Source organism: Flavobacterium tagetis (assembly GCF_016735615.1).
GTDB classification, from domain to species: domain Bacteria; phylum Bacteroidota; class Bacteroidia; order Flavobacteriales; family Flavobacteriaceae; genus Flavobacterium; species Flavobacterium tagetis.
In genome coordinates this window covers 50,725-76,254 of record NZ_JAERSF010000003.1, presented here as the reverse complement: position 1 = coordinate 76,254, position 25,530 = coordinate 50,725, and the positions used below count along the sequence as shown (strand labels likewise).

Genomic DNA, 25,530 nt, shown 5'->3' with positions numbered 1-25,530 from the left:
TCATGCATTAGTAAGATTTTCAAAACAAATTCAATTCTAATTTTTTATTAAAATTTGCGTTATTTTGCGTTTTTTAAATTATTTTTCGAAAAAAAACAGAAAATAATGCATTTATATGCAATAAATAAATATATTTGCTCAACAACAACCATAAAAAACCAGATTAATCATGAAAAAGTTACTCTTTATTTCAGTGTTGGTTTTGTGCATTCAAACAGCATTTGGACAAGCAAAAACAGTTACTGGAACAGTAAAAAGCAAATCAGACGGAATTCCGATTCCTGGAGTCAGCGTCGTTATTCAAGGAACAAATAACGGTACTACAACTGACTTTGATGGAAACTACAGCATTTCTGTAGCATCGGGACGTACGCTAAGCTTTAGTTATATGGGTTACGAAACCCAGTTAATTAAAGTGGAAAGCCAACAGAAAATAAATGTTGGCCTTATAGAAAGCACTTCGAAACTAGACGAAGTTGTTGTTGTAGGTTTTGCTTCTCAGAAAAAAACGAACTTAACGGGAGCTGTTGCAAATATTGATGTTGCCAAAACAATTGGAAGCAGACCGTTAACGGATGTTAGTAAAGCTTTACAAGGTACTACACCTGGTGTAAACATCAATTTCAACTCAGGAAATATCAACCGTGCCGCAAAAATCAACATTCGTGGAGCGGGTACTGTTAATGGTTCAGATGATCCTTTAATATTAGTTGATGGTGTTCCTACAGATTTATCATTAATTAACCCAAATGATATCGCAACGATGTCTGTACTTAAAGATGCTGCTTCTGCATCTATCTATGGTGCTCGTGCTGCGTTTGGTGTAGTTCTTATTACTACAAAAAGTGGAAAAACAGGCGAAGGAAAAGTGAGATTTTCGTATTCAGCAAATACTGCTTTTGTAAATCCGATTTCTACGCTTAAATTCTTAGATCCAACAGAAGAGATTCCAGGATTAATTGCTGCAGGAACAAGAACTGACGGCTCTACTCCAGAGATTTTTGGTCAGAACTACAGCATTTTATTAGACGGAATTAAAAACTGGAAAGAAAAGTACGCAAACAATCGTACAAGCCGTGAAATGGTTTATGGAGAAGATTGGGAAATAAAAAATGGTGTTCCTTATTTTTACAGAGTTTGGGATGCTAATAAAGAATTGTATGCTAGCAATGCATTACAAACTACACACAATATTTCTGCACAAGGAAACTTAGGAGATAAAAGTTCATTCTTTGCTTCATTCGGACTTACAAACCAAGATGGTATGTTAAGAGTAAATCAGGAAAAGAGACAAAGAATCAACATCAATTTAGGTTTTACAACAAAATTGGCAGATTGGCTTACTGGAGATTTCAAAGTAATGACAATCAACAGTTCTTACGATCAGCCGTTTAATTACTATGGTGGTTCTGGAACTGATGATACAGGTTACGGAGGTTACTTTGGTTACGCACTTCGTTGGGGACAATATTTCCCGAATTTTGGAACTTACAGAGGATACAATTTCCGTACAGCTGGAGGATATTTATCTAATGCTTCTAGAAACGAAAACAATAAACGTAATACAAGAGTAAGTGCTAGATTTACAGCTGATATTACAAAAGATTTAAACCTTATCACTGAAATAAGCAGTGTAAACGATTATTACAACAGAAAGCAAAATGGTGGTAAATTCTTAGCATGGGACAGCTGGTCTGCAATGCCATATGATGCCAACACAATTAAAACTGCTACTCCTGCAACTCTTGAAACAGGAAATGATTTTGTTGGACAGTCAAAACAAGAGTCAACTACAAATGTGGTAAACATTTATGGTAACTATAAAAAACAATTTGACAAACATAATTTTAAATTCTTAGCTGGTTTCAACTCAGAATGGCAAAATTTATCTCGCAACTATGCAAGAAGAAATACGCTTTTAGATAAATCAAAACCAGAATTCAACCTTGCTGTAGGTGAGCAATTTGTTTCTGGAGCTGCAAACACAGATTTAAACCCAACGGTAACAGAATATTCAATTGCAGGTTTCTTTGGACGTGTGAACTATGATTACAACGGAATTTATTTAGTAGAGCTTAACGCTCGTTATGACGGTTCTTCAAGATTCCCAACTAACGAACAATGGGGATTCTTCCCTTCTGCTTCTGTAGGATACAAAATTGTAAACGAGAAATTTATGGAAGGAACTCGTAGCTGGTTAAACGACCTTAAATTACGTGGTTCTATCGGATCAATTGGTAACCAAAATGTTGGAAACAATGCTTTCTTATCGATTATGACAGCTAAAAATCCTTCTTGGATTAACAGTGGTGCTACTATTCCTCCTTCTACAAATTTACCAACAAACGTAGATCCTGCATTAACATGGGAAAAAGTAATGACCAAAGATGTGGGTATCGATGTTAAAATATTGGATATGCTTGGTGCTTCTTTCGATTGGTATCAGCGTGATACAAAAGGAATGCTTGCTCCTGGTATAACTCTTCCAGGTTCATTTGGACAGACTTCTGCTCAGACTAACTCAGGAAACATGAGAACTCAAGGTTGGGAACTTTCGTTAAACTTTAATAAAAATCTTAGCGAAACTGCTTCTGTTTTTGTTGATCTTGCTTTATCTGATTCTAAATCGGTAATCACAAAATGGAACAACACTTCTAAATTATTAGCTTTAGTAACAACTGATACAAAACCATATTATGATGGTTACGAAATTGGCCAAATCTGGGGATTAACTAGTGATAGACTTCTTCAGGCTGATGATGTAATTACTAACAATGGTAAAACGGTAAATGGCGTTGACTACTCTAAAACAATGGGTGGTAACTTTAAATATGGAGCTGGAGACGTTCACTATTTAGATTTAGATGGTGATGGAGCTATTACTCGTGGAGCTGGAACTGCTGATGATCATGGGGATTTACGTAAAATTGGTAACTCTACACCTCGTTACAGATATGGTATCACATTGGGTGGAAAATTCCGCGGATTTGATATCTCTGCTTTCTTCCAAGGAGTTGGAAAACGTGATTACTGGGCAGCTTCAGATGCTGTATTGCCTTTCTACCGTGCACCTCAGCAAATGTATGAAAACCAAGCAGACTACTGGACTCCACAAAACACAGGTGCTTATTGGCCAAATCCATATTATGGTAACGAAGCGAATACCTTTGGTTCTGGTACAAACGGACAAAATAACTTCGTAACTTCAACAAGATATTTATTAGACATGTCTTATTTCCGTCTAAAAAACTTTACTATCGGATATAATTTGCCAGCGGTTCTTGTGAAAAAAGCAGGATTAGAAAAAGTAAGATTATATACTTCTGGTGAAAATATTGCGACTTGGGCAGACAAACGTCTTCCTGTAGATCCTGAAATTGACGAAACAGAAGTTTTCTGGGGAAGAGCTTATCCTTACACTAAAACATGGTCAGTTGGTGTTGATATCGCTTTCTAATCTCTAACTATTCAAAACTCATACAATGAAAAAATATAATATAAAATCTAAGTTTCTGCTAATGTTTGCAACTGCTTTACTTGCAGGAAGCGCAGTTAGCTGTTCAGATTATCTTACAGATGATCCTGCAGATAAATTCACAAACGATAACTTTTGGCAGTCAGAAGATAACGTAAAAACCTTTTCATGGCTTAATTATGATACTTTTTATGGTTATGGAAACGGAACTACAATCGGACTTTCTTTTTTCTACTATCATGGAAGTGATTACAGAGTAGATGATAACTTGTCTGCATTTACTTTCTACCAAATGCCAGTTACAGCTGCAACTACGAATCTTTATTCTTGGAATGAGTATTACACACTTATCCGTCGTTGTAATCTGATGCTGGAAAAAGTACCTACAGTAAGCATGTCAACAGAAAAAAAGAACCATTATATTGGAGTTGCAAAATTTTTCAGAGCTTATACGTATTTCCGTTTAGTGCAAAAATTTGGTGATGTGCCTTATACTGACAAATATTTAGCTCAAGGCGATGCTGAAGTATATGCTCCTTCAAAACCAAGAGCTGAAATTATGGACAAAGTAATAGCAGAACTTCAAGAAGCAGCAGATTTAATGTTGGTTAACGATGATAAAAACGCTACTGCAAACAAATACACTGCTTACGCTGCATTAAGTAATGCTTGTCTTTACGAAGGTACATATAGAAAATACCATTTAGGTCAAGATGGAAGCGCTTACTTAAACAAAGCAAAAGCAGCTTCATTAATGATTATGAACAATCCAAGCTACAAATTGAATGCAGATTGGAAAGGACTTTACAATTCAGTTGAATTACTTGGAAATACAGAAGTGATATTAGCAAAACGTTATTTAACAAACGTATTGATGCACTCTCTTCAAAACTATACGAATACTTCAACTATTCAGTATGGATTAACAAAATGGGCTGCTGACAGTTATGTAACAACAAACGGATTGCCTATTCAACAGTCTGGAAATAGCCAATACACAGGTGATGATACTGCTGCAAAAACATTTGCAAACAGAGATCCGCGTTTTGCAAAAACGGTAAACCCAGCTAATTATGGTTACAAAGGAAAACCTTTTGGTACTGCAGCTTTGGTTTCAATGTCTGGATATGTATTCGAATTATACAACAACCCTGCTACAACAGGTCCAGATGTAACAACTGGAGGACGTAACTATACAGATGCTCCATTATTTACTTTAAGCGAAGTATATTTAAATTATGCTGAAGCTTGCGCTGAATTAGGAACTGCAACCAATAGCGATCTTGATTTATCAATCAATAAAGTACGTACACGTGCTGGAATTGCTCCTTTGACTACCGATGGAGTAAATGCTTCTGCAAATGGAGTACAAATTAATGATCCAAGAAGAACTTCTTCGTTAGAACAACTTTCTGGTGTTGTAAATCCGTTGATTTGGGAAGTTCGTCGTGAGCGTCAAATCGAGTTCATGAGCTGGACAACATTAAGACAAGCTGATATTTACCGTTGGAAAAAAGGTGATTATTTAGACACATCAAAAAATCCTGATGTAAATCTGGGTGCTAGAATTGGAACTCCTGTTGGTTCTCAAACTGTCGTTGATGCTAATGGTTATGTAAAAATATACCCAGCAAGTACAAGAACTTTTGAACCTAAGCATTATTTAATGAACATTCCAACGAATGACATTGATTTATACAAAGCACAAGGTGTAGAATTAAAACAAAATCCAGGTTGGTAATTCGGTAACAACTGAAAAATCACATCTAATACAACTGCCTCCGACGTGAGACTTTTCGGAGGCAGTATTTTAAAATACTCTTTTTAGACACATTGTGACCAATAAAAAGGTCAAATAGAAAAGTTAATCCTGATTCATGCAGGTTATATCTTGTTAGTTTTTAGATTCCCCAAATCTGCCTAAAACATTCATATACTCCGATAAAATCTTAATTTTATTAGTCCATTTTGTCTCTAACTAATAACTGTATTAAAATGATAAAATTTATAGCAAAAAGTGCTTTTGTTACAGCATTTCTGTTTTGTGCTACGTCATATTCGGCAACCATTCAGCCAAATAAAACCGTTATTTCAGCAGAAATCAATAACGCTGTTATAAAAACGGGAGCTGACAATTACGAAAAATACCTTCCTTTATTAAAAGATAAAAAAATCGGAATTGTAACCAACCAAACCGGAATTCTATCTAATAAAACCCATGTAGTTGATTTTCTATTGGAGAAAAAAATTAATGTTCAGACTATCTTTGCTCCCGAGCACGGATTTAGAGGAACAGCCGATGCCGGCGAACATATCGTTGACGGAAAAGATCCGAAAACAGGATTGCCGATTATTTCGCTTTATGGCGACAACAAAAAACCAAAACCAACTCAGTTATCTGGAATTGATGTCATGATTTTTGACTTGCAAGATGTAGGCGCACGATTCTATACCTACATTTCTTCTTTGCATTATGTAATGGAAGCTTGCGCAGAAAATAACATTCCGCTTATTGTTTTTGATCGTCCAAATCCAAATGGTTCTATCGTAGACGGACCGCTTTTAGAAAAAGAATTTACCAGTTTTGTCGGTATGCACCCTATTCCGCTTCTTCATGGAATGACAATTGGTGAATATGCGCAAATGGTAAATGGAGAAAAATGGCTAAAAGATGGCGCTCAATGTAAACTAACCGTTATTCCTTGCGTAGACTACAGCAGAACAATGCCATACAGTTTATTGGTAAAACCGTCTCCAAATTTACCAAATGATCAATCTATAAATTTATACGCAAGTTTATGTCTTTTTGAAGGAACAAATGTGAGTATGGGGCGCGGAACTGAAAAACAATTTCAAATCTACGGTTCTCCATATTTGACTAAAACCAATTTCAGTTTTACTCCGAAGCCAAATTTTGGCGCAAAAGATCCTTTATACAATGGAAAAGAATGTTTTGGCGAAGATTTAACGACATATCCAAAATTGAAACAATTAGAACTGAAATGGATTATTAAAGCGTACCAGAATACCAGCGACAAAACAAAATTCTTTAACGGATTTTTTACCAAACTGGCAGGAACAAAAAAATTACAGCAGCAAATTGAAAGCGGTGTTTCTGAAAAAGAGATAAGAAAAACTTGGCAGAAAGATCTTGAAGCCTTCAAAAAAATGCGAACAAAATATCTGATTTATAAATAATATTTCAGTTCCCTTAGACTTAATTTTTTAAACAATAGAAACATAGACTTTGATAGACTTACAAAAAAGCGTTTCATTAGCATAAACACACACATATATATTGCTATGCAGAAATGTATTTCTCTTTGGTTTGTTTTTTAAAGATTGGTTACCTTTTTAAACAAAAATCAAAACCTGTGTTTCTATGTTTTAAAATTAAATTCCATTCTAGATTAAAATATCAAAATATTAATGTAAAAAGAGAAACTGACATTTGAAGAATTGTAGTTTCAACAATCAAAAAAAAGAAAAATGAAAAATAAAAATCCTGAAACTGAACAAGAATCTTTGTACAAAGACTTGGATCAAATGAGCGTGAAAGAACTTCTTACAAACATTAATACAGAAGACAAAAAGGTTCCGCATATTATAGAAGAGCAAATTCCTAAAATAGAAAAACTGGTTAAAGCCATTGTAAAAAAAATGCAATTGGGCGGAAGATTATTTTATATCGGAGCTGGAACTTCTGGAAGAATTGGAATTTTAGATGCATCTGAATGTCCTCCTACTTTTGGTGTTCCTCATGATATGATTATCGGAATTATTGCCGGTGGAGACACTGCTATTAGAAAGGCAGTAGAAAATGCAGAAGACGATACAGAACAAGCATGGAAAGATTTAGCAAAGTATGAAATTTCAAGCTTAGATATGATTATCGGAATTGCAGCTTCTGGAAACACACCTTACGTTTTAGGTGCTTTGAAAAAAGCAAAAGAACACAATATTAAGACAGGAAGTATTTCTTGCATCAGTAACGGACTTATCGCTCAGGAAGCTGATTACCCGATTGAATTGATCGTAGGTCCTGAATTCTTAACGGGAAGTACGAGAATGAAAGCAGGGACAGCTCAAAAACTTACTTTAAATATGATTTCTACTTCGGTAATGATCAAATTAGGAAAAGTAAAAGGAAACAAAATGGTTGACATGCAACTTTCTAACGAAAAACTGGTAAAACGCGCTATCAAAATGATAATGGAAGAACTTGATTTAGAATATGAGGCAGCCGATGAATTATTGCAAAAACATAAAAGTGTGCGAGCTGTTTTATTAGCGCACACCAAAAATCAGGAAAACTAAAAAACACACTATCAAAATCTTTTTATAGATTTATACAAATTCAAAAGCTGAATAAATTCATTTTTTGGAGTTTTTAACACCGACCTGACAGACTAAAATCTGTTAGGTCACTTAAAAAATTTCTGATCTGAATTATTTTAAAAAACCAAAAATCACCAAAACCATAAAATGACACCAAGTACCATCCTTCTACTAATTATCATTTATTTCGGAACATTATTTTATATATCGCACAGAGTCAGCAGAAAAGACAGCGGAAATGAAGCCTTTTTTACTGCCAATAAAAATTCAAAATGGTATTTAGTTGCTTTCGGAATGATCGGAACGGCTCTTTCTGGAGTAACATTTATTTCTGTTCCTGGTGAAGTTGGAGCGCCAAGCGGTGAACAATTTAAATATTTTCAGTTTGTTTTAGGAAATGCGCTTGGATTTATTGTCATTACCAAATTATTGCTGCCTTTATATTATAGAATGAATCTGACTTCGATTTATGGATATATTGAGCAAAGAATGGGCTTTTTTAGCTATAAAACAGCAGCTTCAATTTTCTTAATCAGCCGAACTATCAGCTCAGCATTCAGACTATATTTGGTGGTAATCGTTTTACAGCGTTTTGTCTTCGATTTTTATCATGTTCCTTTTGCGTTTACTGTTTTAATTTCGCTGCTTTTAATCTTCTCTTATACTTACAGAGGCGGATTAAAAACGATTATTATTACCGATACTTTACAGACATTCTTTTTGGTTACTTCTGTTTTTCTTACTATTTATTTCATTTGCGACAGAATGGATTTAAGTGCCATCAGCGCTTTTGAAGAAGTAAAAAACAGTAATTATTCTAAGATTTTTTTCTTTGATGATTTTATGGGAAGCAAGTTCCATTTCATAAAACAAATTCTGGGTGGAATGTTCGTAACCATTGCCATGACAGGTTTAGATCAGGATTTAATGCAAAAAAACTTAAGCTGTAAAAACATTGGCGAAGCACAAAAAAACATGTTCACTTTTACAGGAATCTTTGTTGTAATCAATATTTTCTTTTTGAGCGTTGGAGCACTATTATACATCTATGCCAACAAAAACGGAATCGCTGTTCCAACCGATTTAATTACCGGAAAACCTAGAACCGATTTACTTTTCCCTGAAATTGCATTAAATCATTTAGCGCTAATTCCTGCAATCGTATTTTTATTAGGGATTATTGCTGCCACTTTTGCAACCACAGATTCTGCCCTTACAGCCTTAACAACTTCTTTCTGTGTTGACTTTTTAGGCATGGACAAAGCAGAAAACAGCCATAAGAAAAACACCGTAAAAATTAGACATCTAGTACATATTAGTTTTTCTATTTTAATCTTTTTTATCATCCTAATTTTCAACTCAATCAATGACAGTTCGGTCGTAGGAATGATCTTTAAGGTTGCTTCGTACACTTATGGTCCATTATTAGGATTATATGCTTTTGGTTTGTTCCAAAAATCAAGACACGTAAACGACAAACTGGTTCCGTTTATCTGTTTGCTTTCTCCATTATTTACCTATTTTATCAATGAATATTCTAAAGTTTTATTTGCAGGATATGTTTTTGATAATGAATTAATTATACTAAACGGATTAATTACTTATTTAGGTTTATTTGTTACTAGTACGCGAAGTGAGAAAGAAATAAGTTTCTAATTCAGCATATCAATATTGATGAATCAATTTGAGTCTAAGTGTATTAAACTCAAATTGATTTTAAAAAAAAATTATATGAAAAATTCATTCATAAAAATCAGTTTATACGCCGCTTTTATATTTTTAATTACCAATTGCGCATCCAAAAAAAATAATGGAGCAACAAATGATAAAAAGGATATTCCTTTAACAGACACTGTTGTTTACGTACCCAAAAATACTTCAGATAAAAAAACCTTCTTTAAAGATTCTGATAAAGAAACGGCTTGGGTTGACAGCATTTACAATAAAATGACTGTACAAGAAAAAATCGGGCAATTGTTTATGGTTTCTGCCTATTCCAACAAAGATTCTGTACACGTGAACCAAATCAGTAAAATGATTGAAGATTACAAAATAGGAAACGTTATTTTCTTTCAAGGCGGGCCAGTTCGTCAGGCGAAATTGACCAACTTATATCAATCGAAAGCAAAAGTGCCTTTGATGATCGGAATCGATGCCGAATGGGGATTAGCCATGCGATTGGACTCTACATACCGTTATCCTTGGAATATGACTTTGGGCGCAATTCAGGATTTAAGTTTAATTGAAAATGTGGGAAGAAATATGGCAGCCGAAAATAAACGAATCGGCGTTCATTTTAACTTTGCACCTGTTTTAGATATTAATACCAATCCGAAAAACCCAATTATTGGAAACCGCTCTTTTGGTGAAGATAAAGTCAATGTAACCGAAAAAGCTCTTGCTTTAATGAAAGGAATACAAGGAAATGGCGTTTTCTGTACCGGAAAACACTTTCCTGGACATGGAGATACCTCAACCGATTCACATCACGCCTTGCCTACCGTTAATTTTTCTAAAGAACGTCTAGAGTTAGTCGAATTGTATCCGTACAAAAAATTATTCGACGAAGGTCTGGCTTCTGTAATGGTGGCACACCTTAATATTCCGAGTTTAGAAACACAGCCAAACTGCCCTTCTTCTGCTTCTTATAATGTGGTGACCAATCTGCTTCAAAAAGAATTAGGTTTCAACGGATTGATTTTTACAGACGGTTTGGCGATGAAAGGCGCTGCCAATTTTAAAGGACCTGGAGATTTGGAAATTGCGGTTCTTTTAGCTGGAAATGATATTTTACTTTGTCCTGAAAATGTACCAGTGGCTTTCCAAAAATTGGAAGAGGCTTACAATACGCAAGTAATTACTGAAGAAAGATTGGCACATTCTGTTAAAAAAATTCTTCATTTTAAATACAAAGCAGGATTAAATAAATACAAACCGATTGATTTAAATAATTTATATAATGATTTGAATCCGTCGCAAAATGATGCTTTACATTATAAATTGTATGAAAATGCGATTACAGTTTTAAAAAACGAAAAAGAAATTCTTCCAATAAAAGATTTAAGTGAAAAAATTGCCTACATAAAACTGGGTGAAGATATCAACAGCTCTTTTATTTCTACGCTGAAAAAATATACCGAAATCACAGAAGTTAAAGATACCAATCTTGACAGTCTGAATAAAGAATTGAAAAAGTTCGACAAGGTTATTATCAGCTATCATAAAGTAAATAAAGCTTGGGAAAAACAAGAATTCACATTACAAGAAATGCTTTGGTTGAAAGAAATTGCCAAACACAACAAAGTGATTTTAGACATTTTTGCAAAACCATATTCGCTATTATCAATCAACAATTTTGATGATATTGAAGGATTGGTAGTGTCATATCAAAACTCTGATATCAGTCAAGTTGTTTCGGCAGAATTGCTTTTTGGTGCTATTGAAGCTAAAGGAAAATTGCCTGTTTCTATCAATGATGCTTTCCATGTAAATGACGGTTTAACTACAGAGAAACTAAATCGCCTAGCATTTACAGCTCCAGAAAATGCTGGAATGAATCCTGCCATTTTATCTAAAATTGATGCTGTAGCGCAAAAAGCAATTGACGGAAAAATGGCTCCAGGAATGCAGGTTTTGGTGGCTAGAAAAGGAAATGTTATTTTTCAGAAATCGTACGGAGCTCAGACTTACGATAACGGAAAAAAAGTAACCGATTCGGATTTATACGATGTGGCTTCGATTTCAAAAATGATTTCGACATTGCCAAATGTGATGCAATTATATGATAAAAATAAAGTAGAGCTAGATACCAAACTGAAAGATATGTTACCTTTTTTTGCCAAAACCAACAAAGAAAATATAACTTTCAAAGATCTCCTAAATCATTATGCAGGGCTTCAAGCTTGGATTCCGTTTTACAAAGCGACATTAGACAGCAACAACCAACCTTCTGAAAAATATTATCGAAAAGCAGCCGAAAATGGTTTTACAACAAAAGTTGCCGACAATCTTTATATTCGAAATGATTATCATGATACGATTATGAAAATCATTGCTGAAAGTCCTGTAGCGCTAAAAAAAGAATACAAATACAGTGATTTTACTTTTATCATTTTAAAAGAATATTTAGAAAGAAAAACACATAAAAAATTAGAAGATCTGAGCAAAGAAAATTTCTTCACCACATTAGGAATGACTAATACGCTTTACAATCCTTTAGACAAATTTGATAAAAGCAATATTGCTCCAACTGAAATTGACAATTATTTCAGACATCAGGTAATTCAAGGTTATGTACACGACATGGCCGCGGCAATGGAAGGTGGAGTTGCAGGTCACGCAGGAATTTTTTCTAACGCGATGGATGTTGCCAAAATGATGCAACTGTTTTTACAAAAAGGTAATTACGGCGGCATTGAATATTTTTCTCCACAGACTTTTGATGCTTTTAATACTTGCTATTATAAAAATCAAGGCGTTCTAAGAGGTTTAGGATTTGATAAAAGAGTGCACAAAGGCGGACCAACCTGCGACTGTGTTTCTGAAGCAAGTTTTGGTCACACAGGTTTTACAGGCAACATGGCGTGGGCAGATCCAGAAACAGAAATCGTTTATGTATTCTTATCTAACAGAACCTATCCAGAAGTAGTAAATGACGAAAATAAATTAGCCAAAGGAAAAATCAGAGAAGAAATTCAACAGATCATTCAAGATGCAATTATGAAATAAAAATTCCAAAATTTAAATTCCAAATTCCAAAAAAACAAAAATCTATAATCTTGCTTCTTGCATCTTTAAAAAAAATCTAAACTATCAAACCCAATGACAAAAGAACGTTTAACTTCACTCGATGTCTTTAGAGGATTTACCATTCTCTTAATGACGATTGTCAATAATCCGGGAAGCTGGTCATCTATTTATCCGCCCCTAGAACACGCCGAATGGCATGGTTGTACGCCTACTGACCTAGTTTTCCCGTTTTTTGTTTTCATAATGGGAACTGCAATTCCGTTTGCAATGCCTGTTAAACATTTTGACGGAAGTGTTTTCAATAAAATTTTAGTTCGTTCGCTTCGAATTTTCTGCTTAGGATTATTTTTAAGTGTTTTCAGCAGAATCCATTTATTTGGTTTAGAAGGAATTCCGTTATTAGGATTACGATTAGTAATTGCTTTTGCGGTTGCTTATGCCCTTTTAGGAAACTTTTCGATGAAAGTAAAAACCATTCTTGCCGTTGGCGTATTTCTAATTCTTATTTCATTATCATTTAGCGGACTTGAACATTTTGAAGACACCAGAATTCCAGGCGTTTTACAGCGAATTGCGATTGTATATTTCTTTACTTCTATTTTGTATTTAAAAACTAATTTGAAAACACAGCTTTTAGTTTTAGCCACACTTTTAATTGGATATTGGCTTGTAATGGCTTTTGTTCCCGTTCCTGGATTTGGTCCTGCCAATTTCGACAAAGGAACCAATCTTGCCGCTTGGATCGATGATACGCTTTTGAACGGACATTTATGGGCATCTTCTAAAACTTGGGATCCAGAAGGAATCTTAAGCACTTTGCCAGCCATTGGAACTGGAATTCTAGGAATGTACATTGGTCAGCTATTAAACTTATCTGTTGATAAAATGGAAATCGTAAAAAAGACCGCCATTGCAGGAACTGCTTTAGTAATTGGAGGTTTAATTTGGAATATCTTCTTCCCTATTAACAAATCGCTTTGGACAAGTTCTTATGTTTTATATACAGCCGGAATTGCAACACTCTGTTTAACACTTTTATATTTTGTAATCGATATTAAAGGGTATAAAAAATGGACCAAATTATTCCTGATCTGGGGTGTAAATCCGATGATTGTATTTTTCTTTTCTGGAATAATTCCGAGAGTTTTAAGCGGCATAAAAGTAGCCGATCCTGAAAAAGCTGGCGAAGAAATCGGGCTTCAAGCGTATATTTATAATCATGGAATTGTTCCTTGTTTTGAAAACCCATTAAACGCATCACTCGCTTATGCTTTATCTTATGCTGTTTTCTGGTCGTTTATTTTATGGATTTTCTACAAAAAGAAACTGATTTTTAAAGTTTAGTTTAATATTCCGCAGGAATATCTGGTCGGTAGAAAAAGAATATGTCATTTTGCATTGTGTTCCAGAGGAACACCTGATTTTATATAACAGCGCTCTATTATATGAATCAAACGTTCCTACGGAACGATAAACTGCAATTACAAATTGATTCTACCTACGGAATGAATTAAATAATTTCAGCCGGACTTAATAGTTTGATTTGGTCATCGTTCTAACACTTATGTAAAGATCACTTTTCTTTTTTCCTGAAAATTTTAAGAAAAGCAGTATCTTGCCGTACCAACAAAAGTGTCAGTTTATAAATTATGGATAGTCCGGTTGAAATTCCTTTTAAAAGCTTTATTCAGCTTAAACCAGAAGAAAGCACAGCTATTTATTTGCAGCTTGTTTTTGAATTTATCAAAGCCATACAAACAGGTTTTCTTCCCGAAGGCACAAAACTTCCCGGCACTAGAATTTTATGTAAAGTGCTTTCTGTTAACCGAAACACTTTAATCAAAGCCTTTCAGGATTTAGAATCACAGGGCTGGATTGAAACTCTTCCGAACAAAGGAACTTTTATTTTATCGCAGCAAAAGCAAAAAAACAAAGCTGAATTTGTTTCTGCGAAAGAGCAAAATGTCTCTCAAGACAATATTGGCTTTGGTTTTCAGCGTTCGACCATTCTCGAAAGTCCGATTGAAATCAGTAATCTGCCGTATCAATTTAATGACGGAATGCCTGATTTAAGATTAGTTCAAACCGATGTTTTGGCGAGATTATACGTTTCAAAACTAAAAAGACGAAAAACGTCTAAAACTTATGAGCAAATAGAACTACGTTCGCATTCTAATTTTAAAACTCATTTTTCTAATTATCTGAATCTAACTCGCGGAGTTCGTATTTCGACTTCAAATCTTCTGACAACAAGCAGCCACGAGATTGCTTTGTATCTAGTTACAAAAGTACTTATTACTCCAGGCGATAAAGTAGTAGTTGCCTCGCCGGGATATTATATGTCAAACATGACGCTAACCAATACGGGAGCGCAGATAATTTCTATTCCGGTAAATGAAGACGGAATTGATACCAAGCGTTTAAAGGAAATTTGTGAAACAACCAAAATCAGGGTTTTATACTTAACATCCAATTATCATTATCCAACGACTATTTCGCTTAGCGCTAAAAAAAGAATTGAAGTTCTGGAATTGGCCAATCAATACGGATTTATGATTTTGGAAGACGATTACGATTTTGAATTTCATTACGACAACAATCCTGTTTTGCCTTTGGCCGCTTTTGATTCCAATCAGAAAGTGGTTTATATTGGCTCTTTCGGAAAATCATTGCCATCAGGATTTAGCTATGGTTTTGTAGCCGCGCCTGCCGAGTTTATCAAAGAACTCGAAAAACATCAAAACATTCTCGAACCAAGAATTGATGTCATAAAAGAACAAGTTTTAACCGAATGGATTACCGAAGGTGAGGTGCATCGTCTTTCAAAGAAAAATAAAAAAATCTATAAAGAACGACGCGATCATTTTATTTCAATTCTTAATGATAAACTAAAAGGCAAAATCAAATTTAAGATTCCGCCAAGAGGATTGGCAATTTGGGTCGAATGGCTGGATCATTTTAATCTGATTCAGTTTCAAAAAGAATGTTCCAAACAAGGTTTATTTCTGCCAAAGACCATTTTATATCAAACCAAAAATCTTACTGCCACACGTTTAGGATTTGGGAATTTGGAGAAAGAAGAAATGGAAAAAGCAGTTTCTATTTTGAGCAAAAGCTTGGAAACTATTATTACATTAGAGTAAACGAAAAAAGTATCAAAATCTCCTTATTTAGAAGACTTTGATACTTTTATCAAGGTGTTAAAATTTATTTAGTTTTTGCTGATTTTGATTCTTTAGCACCTTCAAGATTATAAGTCACTTTTTCAATTTTTCCGGTAAATTCAAAAGGAAGCTTGTAATTAAAATCGACAGGAGAACCTACATCCATACCAACATCTAAACCTTCATTTAATGATATTTGAATTGGGATTGTCCGGTCAAGATGTTCTTCTGCTACTTTTTTTCCATTTACAAGCATAGTTACTGTAGCACCTTTACCAATTTCTTTTTCTTTTCCTTCATATTTAAAATCAATAACCAATTTAACTTTCCCTTTTGGTAATTCCTCTTTTCCTGTAATTGTAGGACGTTCTAATGCTAAATTGTTGTATACAAAACTAGGTTTTCCGTTCTGTACATATAAACCATAACCTCCAACTAAACCGCCATGAGTAACAATCATGCCTTCTGCGCCATTATCAGGAATATTTAAATCTGCTGTAATCGACCAAGATTTATTTAAAATACGGGGAGAAGCTTCATTTGGCAATCCAACTTGTCCTGGATAATATGTAAAAGTAGTAGCATCGCCAGCAAGTGTTGGTCTTCCCATTAATTCACCATTCAATCTTTCTACGGCGCGCCAGTCTAAAGGAAGTACATGATATTTAGACGATTCAACCCACCATAAATCTTGCAATTCTCTCAATTTCTGCGGATTTTTCGCTGCCAAATCATTTGCTTGTGTAAAATCTTCATCTACTTTATAAAGTTCCCATTTTTGTTTGTCAGGATCAAATGCACCTCTATTTGGATTCCAAGGCGCAAAAGACAATGCCGATGCCATCCAGCCTTTACTGTAAATTCCTCTATTTACGCCCAATTCAAAATACTGAGTATTATGTTTCTCTTTGGCTTTAGCATCGTTAAAAGTATAGGCAAAACTAATACCTTCAATAGGACTTTGAGTTATCCCATTAATGGTTTCTGGAGGTGTAATTCCGATAATTTCATACAAAGTTGGCACAATATCTATAGTGTGCGTAAACTGACTTCTTAAACTTCCTTTGTCTTTAATTTTTGCTGGCCAAGAAATAATCATCGGGTTTCTAGTTCCTCCAAAATGACTTGCCACTTGTTTTGTCCATTGAAAAGGCGTACACATTGCCCAAGCCCATTCTGCAGTAAAATGATTAAAATGTTTCGGTCCTCCTAATTCATCAATCACTTTAATATTATCTTGCCATTTTTCTGAAATACCATTAAAAAACAGATTTTCATTTACAGATCCTTCAATACCGCCTTCTGCACTGGCTCCGTTATCTCCAGCTATATAAATAATAATCGTATTATCTGCATCTGGTAATTGTTTTACCGCATCTACTACTCTTCCCATTTCGTAATCGCAATGCGCTCCGTAACCAGCAAATACTTCCATCATTCTGGCATACAAACGTTTTTGATCGTCATTAAGCGAACTCCAAGCAGGAAGACTTTCTGGTCTTGCTGTTAATTTGGCATCAGAAGGAATAACTCCCAATTTCTTCTGTCTTTCAAAAGCCTGTTCTCTGTAAGCATCCCAACCCATATCAAATTTGCCTTTAAATTTATCAATCCATTCTTTTGGCGCATGGTGTGGCGAATGTGCTGCACCTGGTGCCAAGTATAGAAAATATGGTCGGTCTGGCGCAATTGATTTTACTTTTCGAACCCATGAAATGGCATGATCCGCAAGATCAACCGTCATATGATAATCTGGATCTTTTGAAGCTGGAACAAGATTTCTGTTTTCGTATAAAACAGGATTCCAGTGATTCATATCGCCCGCATTAAATCCGTAAAAATATTCAAAACCTAAACCATTTGCCCAACGGTCAAAAGGTCCTGCTTCACTGGTTTCCCAAGGTGGCGTATTGTGGTTTTTACCAATCCAAGCGGTCATATAGCCATTTTGTTTAAGCACTTCTCCAATTGTACCGCAACTTCTTGGCAGCACACAAGTGTAGCCATCATATCCTGTAGCCGTTTCTGAAATAACTCCAAAAGTAGCTGTATGGTGATTTCTTCCTGTGATTAAAGCCGCTCGTGTCGGACTGCAAAGTGCTGTAGTATGAAATTTATTGTAACGAATACCTTCCGCTGCTAACTTATCCATCGTTGGAGAAGGCACGCCTCCACCAAAAGTACTGAATTGCCCAAATCCTGAATCATCCAATAAAATAAGCACCACATTTGGAGCTCCTTTTGGAGCCTTGACTGGTTGAGGAAATTGTGGCGGATCGGAATCTAAATAAGTCCTCCCTACATAACCTGGAAAATGAAAATCGGGCTGAGGCAATACTTTTGGAGTTTCAGATTTACCACTTTCTTGACCTACTCCAACCTGTATGCAAAAGAATGCAAGAATAAATAATGCATTATTTCTTGCAATGAAAACAAATTCTAAAATATTAATTCTTCTCATGGCTGTGGTTTTTAACAATCGCACTAAATTACAAATTACTAATAATCAAAAACTTGTAAAAATGTTTCATATTATAAAATGAAACCTATTTTTAACAAAAAACCATTCACATCAATGAATGGTTTTTAGAATTTTGTTTTATTTTTTACAAAGTTTTTTCTCTTTCCCAGAAACGATGTCTTCCCAAAGCTTTTATAAACGAAGTGCTTAGTAATTTGTCTGCACTATTTTCACTTGTCAAAACTCCTGGATCTTTAGCTTTTATATCGCTGTTGTTTTTTAGTACCTGTACTCCTTCGACTTCAGCTGCAATAAATTTACAATGATGATACGAATCATTTAAAAATTCTTTTACTTCTTTAATTTTTGAAAGATCTGCAATTCCTTTACCAGCCGGAATAAAAACACCATCAAAAAGTACTGATGCCGCAATTTTATAAGTTTGCTCTACCGGAATTTCTGTTCCTTCCGCAGAAACAATAGTTCCTAAATGCGGTGCTATAATAACGGCTTTCGCCCCAGCATTCTGCAAAGCTGTTTTCATTACTTTTATGGAATTTGCACTTACACCGTCAGCACATAAAAAAGCTATTTGTCGAGTTGCAATTGTATTCGAAATGGTTGGATTTTTAAGCATGCTTAAAGCATCTGAACTTCCTACGTTCGGTTTTACTTTTGTAGGTTCTTGATTTCCTTTATCATCTGCCCCAACGCCATGATTAATTGGTTTTTCGATATTTTTCGGAACTGGAATTCCTAAATTTTTAGCAATCTTTGCCGCTAAGTCAGCATTTACCTGATTTAAAAGTCCCAGCATTCTTTCTCTAATGGAAACCGTTTCTACTTTTCCTAATTCAAAAGATAATGCACTTGCAATATGATCTTGTTCTATAGGGGTTTGGCTGTTGTAAAAAAGCGCTGCCTGACTAAAATGATCTGAAAAGCTTTTACTTCTTTCTCGCACTTTATGCGCATCTACTCGTTCATTGAAACTCACAAATCCGCCCTGATCCATTTTGGCTTGAAACGGGCATCCGCCTCCTAAAGAGTTTGGATGGTAGCTCACTTTGCCTTTAGCAATTTCCTGACGCATATGCCCGTCGCGCTGATTGTTGTGCATTGGCGCAATAGTTCTGTTAATTGGAATTTCATGAAAGTTCGGACTTCCTAATCTTGATAATTGCGTATCGGTATAAGAAAATAACCTTCCTTGCAATAAAGGATCATTTGTAAAATCAATTCCCGGAACAATGTGTCCAGGATGAAAAGCCACCTGTTCTGTTTCCGCAAAAAAGTTATCTGGATTTTTATTCAAAACCATCTTTCCGATGATAGTTACTGGAACCAATTCTTCTGGAACTAATTTTGTTGGATCAAGCAAATCAAAATCAAATTTATGCTCGTCGCTTTCAGGAATTATCTGCACGCCCAATTCCCATTCTGGAAAATTTCCTGCTTCTATAGCTTCCCATAAATCCTGTTTATGAAAATCCGAATTTTTTCCTGATATTTTCTGTGCTTCATCCCACGCAACTCCATGTGTTCCTAATTTTGGTTTCCAATGAAATTTTACAAAATGCGATTCATTTTTATGATTTACAAATCTAAAAGTATGCACGCCAAAACCTTCCATCATTCTTAAACTTCTCGGAATCGCTCTGTCGCTCATTACCCACATAATCATGTGCATCGATTCGGGCATTAGAGAAATAAAATCCCAAAACGTATCATGTGCAGAAGCGGCCTGTGGAATTTCATTATGCGGTTCTGCTTTTACGGCATGAATTAAGTCTGGAAATTTCATAGCATCCTGAATAAAAAATATGGGCATATTATTTCCAACCAAATCAAAAACGCCTTCCTGAGTATAAAATTTAACTGCAAAACCACGAACATCACGAGCTAAATCGGTAGATCCTCTTGAACCCGCTACAGTCGAAAAACGAACAAAAACGGGTGTTTTTATACTTGTATCGTTTAAGAAACCTGCTTTGGTATATTTTTCCATGGTTTTATACAATTCAAAATAACCATGAGCTCCTGAACCACGAGCGTGAACAATGCGCTCCGGAATTCTTTCATGATCAAAATGGGTTATTTTTTCTCGCAATATGAAATCTTCCAAAAGAGAAGGGCCTCTTTCTCCAGACTTTAAAGAATTGTTGTTGTCGTTTATTTTAACGCCTTGGTTGGTGGTTAAAAATTCGTTCTCGGCATTTGATTTATTATATTCTAAATCGTTCTGTTTTCCATCAGAATTGTCTTGGTTTGTTTTTTTTGAATTTTTCATTTTCTGTTGATTTTACATTTTAGCATTCAATGAATTATTTCTAGCTTGTGAGGTATTTCCCAAATAATAGTCTAACAAAGTTAGATTGCTTTTCAAGTTAAAATTTATACAATTCAGCTTAAGGATTATAACATTCGAACCATAACACAAATTAAATCAACACATTACTGATAATTATATAAGTACCACTTTTAATCCTATAAAAGAAAAAAGCCTTTTTAAAGTAACTTTGGAATAGAGTTTTAATTAAAAAACAAGGTCGGTATGGTTTACATCTTTATACAATTAATTTTAATTTCTATTGGGGCTACATCAGCTATGACTTGGTTTAGTTATGCTATGTCGAAGAATTTTAGAGAATTGTACAAAGAACCTGTTTTATTGAGTTTTGCTTTAAAAAAAACAAACATTAGCCTTTCCGAAGAATCTCAGAAAACTTGGGGATGGCTGATACATTACATTATTGGTTTTCTATTTGTTATGGGATATCATATAGTATGGGTGAAGAATATTTTGCCAATTTCTCCACTAAGTGCTCTTATATTAGGAGTTATCAGTGGTGTAATTGGCATACTCAGCTGGATTATCATATTTAAAATGACCAATCATCAACCCCCAATTGATTTTAAAGGTTATTATATTCAGCTGTTCTTTGCCCATATTATTTTTGCTGTCACAGCAACGGCGCTTTACTCTCTTTCATTAACCATTTTAATACTTATGAAAGCTTATGTCACTGTCTAAATACTATCAAAAAAGAGATTTTAAACAAACTCGTGAACCTAAAGGAAAAGTTGAAAAATCGGCTAACGAATTGATTTTTGTTGTGCAGAAACATGCCGCGTCGCATCTTCATTATGATTTTAGGCTAGAAATGGATGGCGTTTTAAAAAGCTGGGCAGTGCCAAAAGGCCCGTCAATGGATCCTGAAGTAAAACGTCTCGCCATGATGGTCGAAGATCATCCGTACAGTTATAAGGATTTTGAAGGCACAATTCCAGAAGGAAATTACGGCGCCGGAAATGTAATTGTATGGGATAACGGAACGTATACGTCTGATGAAAAAACAGCTTCTGATGAAAAACAATTATTAAGCGATTTAGCAAAAGGTCGTTTGAGTTTTGTTTTAAAAGGAAAAAAACTAAAAGGCGAATTTTCGTTGGTTAAACTTCACGGTAAACAGGAAAATGCTTGGCTTTTAATCAAGAAAAATGATAAATATACTTCGACTGAAGATATTTTAGAAAAAAACAAATCGGTAATTTCTAAAAGAAGTTTGGAACAGCTGATTGAAAAAGCTGAAAAACTAGCTTCAAAAACAGAAGAAAAAACAGTTGAGAAAAAAACCGTAAAAAAAAAGTCTAATCCAAAAGTTGAAATAGCTGAATTTATAAAACCAATGCTTGCCAGCGTTCGAGAAAAGCCTTTTGATGATGATGAATGGATCTTTGAAAATAAATACGACGGCTATAGAACTATTGCGGTTATTAATACACAGCAGGTCGATTTATTCAGCAGAAATGAAATTTCTTTTAATGCTAATTTCAAACCTATTGCCAACGAATTAAAACAAATAGATCATACTGTAGTTCTTGATGGCGAAATTGTAGTGGAAAATGATGCTGGAAGAGCCGATTTCCAATTGCTTCAAAACTACATTAAAACGGGAATAGGAAATCTCAAATATTACGTTTTTGATCTATTGAATTTGGACGGAAATCTGATTACCGAATTATCGCTTTTGGAACGAAAAGAACTGCTCAAAATTCTCTTCAATAAATATCCTTTTTCGAATGTTTTTTACTCTGAACATACTGTCGGAGATGGAATTAAACAATTTGAAAAAGCGGTTAGAAATAAAACCGAAGGCATAATTGCCAAAAAAGCCGACAGCACTTACACCATCAATCGAAGAAGTACAAACTGGCTCAAAATAAAAACTGCAAACGAAGAAGAAGCTATAATTATTGGAATTACCGAACCTAAAAACTCGAGGAAATATTTCGGCGCTATTCTTCTCGGTCAATATGATGGCAAAAAACTGGAATATATTGGAAAATGTGGAACAGGTTTTACAGAAACTGTTTTGAAAGACCTTTATACTCAATTAGAACCTTATTTCATTGATAAATCTCCGCTTGACGAAAAAATCCCAATTCGAGATAAAATTCAATGGTTACGGCCAAAAGTGGTTTGCCAAGTTAAATTCTCAGAATGGACGCAAGATCAGCATTTGCGACATCCTGTTTATCTCGGAACAAGAGTAGACAAAAAAGCAGAGGAAGTATTTTTATCCTTTAAAAAAGACAATTCAACCCAACTAAATTCAGATGAAATGACCATTACACCAGAAAATAAAAAGGAAAAAACAGAGAACGATTACGATTTAAAAATCGGTAAAACGGTATTGCATCTTACCAATCAAAACAAAGTATATTTTCCTAAAGACGGCATCACAAAAGGCGATATTGTTCATTATTATGATGAAGTTTCAGAATTGATTTTACCGTATTTAAAAGACCGTCCAGAATCGATGAATCGTTTTCCGAACGGAATTGATTCTCCAAGTTTTTATCAGAAAGATGTTGATGTCGATAAAATTCCGAAATGGCTTAAAACCAAAAAAATCTTCTCAGAATCCAACAATGCTGATATTGATTATCTTATCTGCAATAATAAAGAAACGTTGCTTTATATGGCAAATTTGGGGTGTATCGAAATGAATCCGTGGAATTCGACCATCAAACATATTCAGAATCCAGATTGGCTCGTAATTGATTTAGATCCTGCAAAAGATGATTTCACCCAAGTAGTGCAAACTGCTTTGGTCGTAAAAGAAGTTTTAGACGAATTGGAAACGGAATGTTTGTGCAAAACTTCTGGATCTTCTGGTCTTCATATTTACATTCCGCTTGGCGCGCAATACGATTATGATTCTATAAAAATTCTAGGCGAATTAATTGCTAAAGAAGTGCAATCTAGACTTCCTGATATTACCACGGTTGACAGAAGCATTAAAAAAAGAAACAATAAATTATATATTGATTTTTTACAAAACCGACGTGGACAAACTTTGGCGGCTCCGTATTCTGTTCGTCCAAAACCTGGCGCAACAGTTTCTACGCCTTTAGAATGGAGTGAAGTGAATGAAAAACTGCATCCGTCGCAATTTACCATCAAAAATGTATTAAGTCGTTTTGAGAAAAAAGGAGATTTGTGGAAACCTGTTTTATCTAAAGGCGCAAATATTAAGAAGATTATTCACAAACTAGAAAATGATCAAAACGGTTAAGACGATTTTTTCTTTTTGTTTTCTAAACTTGCTTTCAGCATTTCCATTAAGTCGTCGCTTTGTTTGTGTACGACTTTTAATTTTGGAGCTGCTTTCTGTGGTTTTCCTTTGGCTTTCTTTTTAATGATATCCAAAAGCTTGGCAGTATACTCGTCTTTAAAACCTGAAATATCAAATTTCTCAGTCAGCTGATCGATTAGTTTTTCGGCCATATCCATTTCTTTTGTTGATTTTTTGGACATTGGCGGCAGTTTTAATTCCGCTGTACTTCTAATTTCCTGTTCAAATCGAATTCTATTTAAAACAATGACATTTTTATAAGGTTTCAAAATTGCCAGACTTTCTTTGTTTCGCAATACAAATCTGGTAACCCCCACTTTTCCTGAAGCTTCAAGCGCATCGCGAAGCAATCCGTACGCATTCAGTGCGCCTTTATCAGGTTCAAGATAGTACGGTTGTTCGTAATAAATACTTTGAATTTCTTTTTCGAAAGCAAAACTTTCAATATCGATTGTCTTGGTTTTAATGGCATCTGCAGCTTCAAAATCGGAATCTTCCAGAATAATATATTTGCCTTCTAGATTATATCCTTTGACGATATTCGCAAAATCAACTTCTTTTCCCGTATTTTCATTGACGCGTTTAAACTTGATATTCGCATGATCTTTAGCATCAAGCATATCCATATCCAAACTGCTTTCCTGTACCGCCGAAAACATTTTTATTGGAATATTAATTAATCCAAAACTTACCGAACCTGTCCAAATTGATCTCATAATTTTTGTTTTAGAAATAAGCCTAAAATTAAACTAGAAATCACTTTTAAACATTACAAAATCAATGCATTATTATTACAAAGTTATAGGCTACAAACAAAAAAATAGGAGCTATAAGTAAGACTCGTCTCACTCATAACTCATAACTCATAATTTAAAAGACTACCAGCCTCTTACAGCTCCACCTTTAAATTCTTGCTCGGCAGCTTTTTCAACTTCTGGAGATTGAAATGCCTGTAAAAATTGTTTTACTTTTTCTTCGTTTTTATTGTCTTCACGGCTTACCACCAAATTTACATAAGGTGAATCTTTATCTTCAACAAATAAAGCATCGCGAGATGGAACTAGTCCAGCTGCAGAAGCAAAAGTATTGTTGATAATTGCAATAGAAACATTTTGGTCATCTAAAGCTCTTGGCAATTGAGGCGCTTCTAATTCTAAAATTTTTAAGTTTTTAGGATTGCTTACAATGTCTGTTACTTTTGGCAATAAACCAACGCCATCTTTTAGTTTTAATAATCCGTTTTTCTGTAAAAGCAATAACGAACGTCCACCGTTTGTTGGATCATTTGGAATAATAATCGTGCTTTCGTTTTTTAATTCCGAAAGGCTTTTTATTTTTTTAGAATAACCAGCAATTGGATATACGAATGTATTTCCGATAATAGCCAATTTGTATCCTCTTTGTTTCGATTGCTCGTCTAAATATGGTTTGTGCTGAAAAGCATTTGCATCGATATCTCCTTGACTTAAAGCCTCGTTTGGAATTACATAATCGTTAAAAGAAACCAATTCTACTTCCAATCCGAATTTTTCTTTCGCTACTTTTTTAGCCGCTTCTGCTACTTTCAATTCTGGTCCAGAAGCCACACCCACTTTTATGAAATGAGGATCGTTATTTTTTTTATTTCCGCAATTGGATAAAACAAGCGCCAAAGCCAAAACTCCAGCAGACTTTAAAATATTTAATTTCATAATAATTGTA

General features: G+C 34.6%; 13 protein-coding genes and 1 pseudogene. 10 read left to right on the top strand and 4 right to left on the bottom strand.

Annotated elements, in window-relative coordinates:
- The first annotated feature begins 169 nt into the window (after positions 1-169).
- From JI750_RS14485 to JI750_RS14450, 8 genes are all read left to right on the top strand, one after another.
- Positions 170-3,457, top strand: a complete 3,288-nt coding sequence (locus JI750_RS14485; RefSeq protein ID WP_202003303.1) for a SusC/RagA family TonB-linked outer membrane protein — start codon at positions 170-172, stop codon at positions 3,455-3,457.
- A gap of 25 nt (positions 3,458-3,482) precedes the next feature.
- Positions 3,483-5,216, top strand: coding sequence for a RagB/SusD family nutrient uptake outer membrane protein (locus tag JI750_RS14480; RefSeq protein ID WP_202003300.1), 1,734 nt, complete (start codon positions 3,483-3,485; stop codon positions 5,214-5,216).
- A gap of 254 nt (positions 5,217-5,470) precedes the next feature.
- Positions 5,471-6,673 carry an exo-beta-N-acetylmuramidase NamZ family protein gene (locus JI750_RS14475; protein WP_202003298.1) on the top strand — a complete coding sequence of 401 codons (1,203 nt, stop codon included), beginning with the start codon at positions 5,471-5,473 and terminating at the stop codon, positions 6,671-6,673.
- Between the two features lie 291 nt (positions 6,674-6,964).
- Positions 6,965-7,792: an N-acetylmuramic acid 6-phosphate etherase gene (gene murQ / locus JI750_RS14470; RefSeq protein ID WP_202003294.1), complete on the top strand. Its 828-nt coding sequence runs from the start codon at positions 6,965-6,967 to the stop codon at positions 7,790-7,792.
- Positions 7,793-7,960: 168 nt separating this feature from the next.
- Positions 7,961-9,469, top strand: a complete 1,509-nt coding sequence (locus tag JI750_RS14465) for a sodium:solute symporter (protein WP_202003292.1) — start codon at positions 7,961-7,963, stop codon at positions 9,467-9,469.
- Positions 9,470-9,544: 75 nt separating this feature from the next.
- On the top strand, positions 9,545-12,541 hold the full coding sequence (locus tag JI750_RS14460; protein ID WP_202003290.1) for a serine hydrolase domain-containing protein: 2,997 nt from the start codon (positions 9,545-9,547) through the stop codon (positions 12,539-12,541).
- A 93-nt stretch (positions 12,542-12,634) separates the two neighbouring features.
- Positions 12,635-13,906, top strand: coding sequence for an acyltransferase family protein (locus JI750_RS14455; protein ID WP_202003288.1), 1,272 nt, complete (start codon positions 12,635-12,637; stop codon positions 13,904-13,906).
- 305 nt (positions 13,907-14,211) lie between these two features.
- Positions 14,212-15,705: an aminotransferase-like domain-containing protein gene (locus JI750_RS14450; RefSeq protein WP_202003286.1), complete on the top strand. Its 1,494-nt coding sequence runs from the start codon at positions 14,212-14,214 to the stop codon at positions 15,703-15,705.
- Positions 15,706-15,769: 64 nt separating this feature from the next.
- Here the strand turns inward: JI750_RS14450 and JI750_RS14445 are convergent, their stop codons facing one another.
- Positions 15,770-18,187 carry an arylsulfatase gene (locus tag JI750_RS14445; protein WP_202003283.1) on the bottom strand — a complete coding sequence of 806 codons (2,418 nt, stop codon included), beginning with the start codon at positions 18,185-18,187 and terminating at the stop codon, positions 15,770-15,772.
- Positions 18,188-18,332: 145 nt separating this feature from the next.
- A complete protein-coding gene (locus JI750_RS14440) occupies positions 18,333-20,477 on the bottom strand; it encodes a catalase (RefSeq protein ID WP_202003281.1) in 2,145 nt (714 codons plus the stop codon).
- A 264-nt stretch (positions 20,478-20,741) separates the two neighbouring features.
- Here JI750_RS14440 and JI750_RS14435 point away from each other — a divergent pair, with 264 nt between their 5' ends.
- Together JI750_RS14435 and ligD are read left to right on the top strand one after the other, a co-directional pair.
- On the top strand, positions 20,742-21,221 hold the full coding sequence (locus tag JI750_RS14435; protein ID WP_202003279.1) for a hypothetical protein: 480 nt from the start codon (positions 20,742-20,744) through the stop codon (positions 21,219-21,221).
- Positions 21,208-23,769 (top strand): DNA ligase D, encoded by a 2,562-nt coding sequence (ligD, locus tag JI750_RS14430; RefSeq protein ID WP_202003276.1) that lies wholly within the window; start codon positions 21,208-21,210, stop codon positions 23,767-23,769. The genes JI750_RS14435 and ligD overlap by 14 nt, the downstream gene beginning before the upstream one ends.
- Before the next feature lie 83 nt (positions 23,770-23,852).
- On the opposite strand, the pseudogene ku reads toward ligD, so the two are convergent.
- Positions 23,853-24,545, bottom strand: a pseudogene (gene ku, locus JI750_RS14425) (non-homologous end joining protein Ku); the annotation flags it as partial.
- Between the two features lie 162 nt (positions 24,546-24,707).
- On the bottom strand, positions 24,708-25,520 hold the full coding sequence (metQ, locus tag JI750_RS14420) for a methionine ABC transporter substrate-binding lipoprotein MetQ (RefSeq protein ID WP_202003268.1): 813 nt from the start codon (positions 25,518-25,520) through the stop codon (positions 24,708-24,710).
- Between the last annotated feature and the right edge of the window lie 10 nt (positions 25,521-25,530).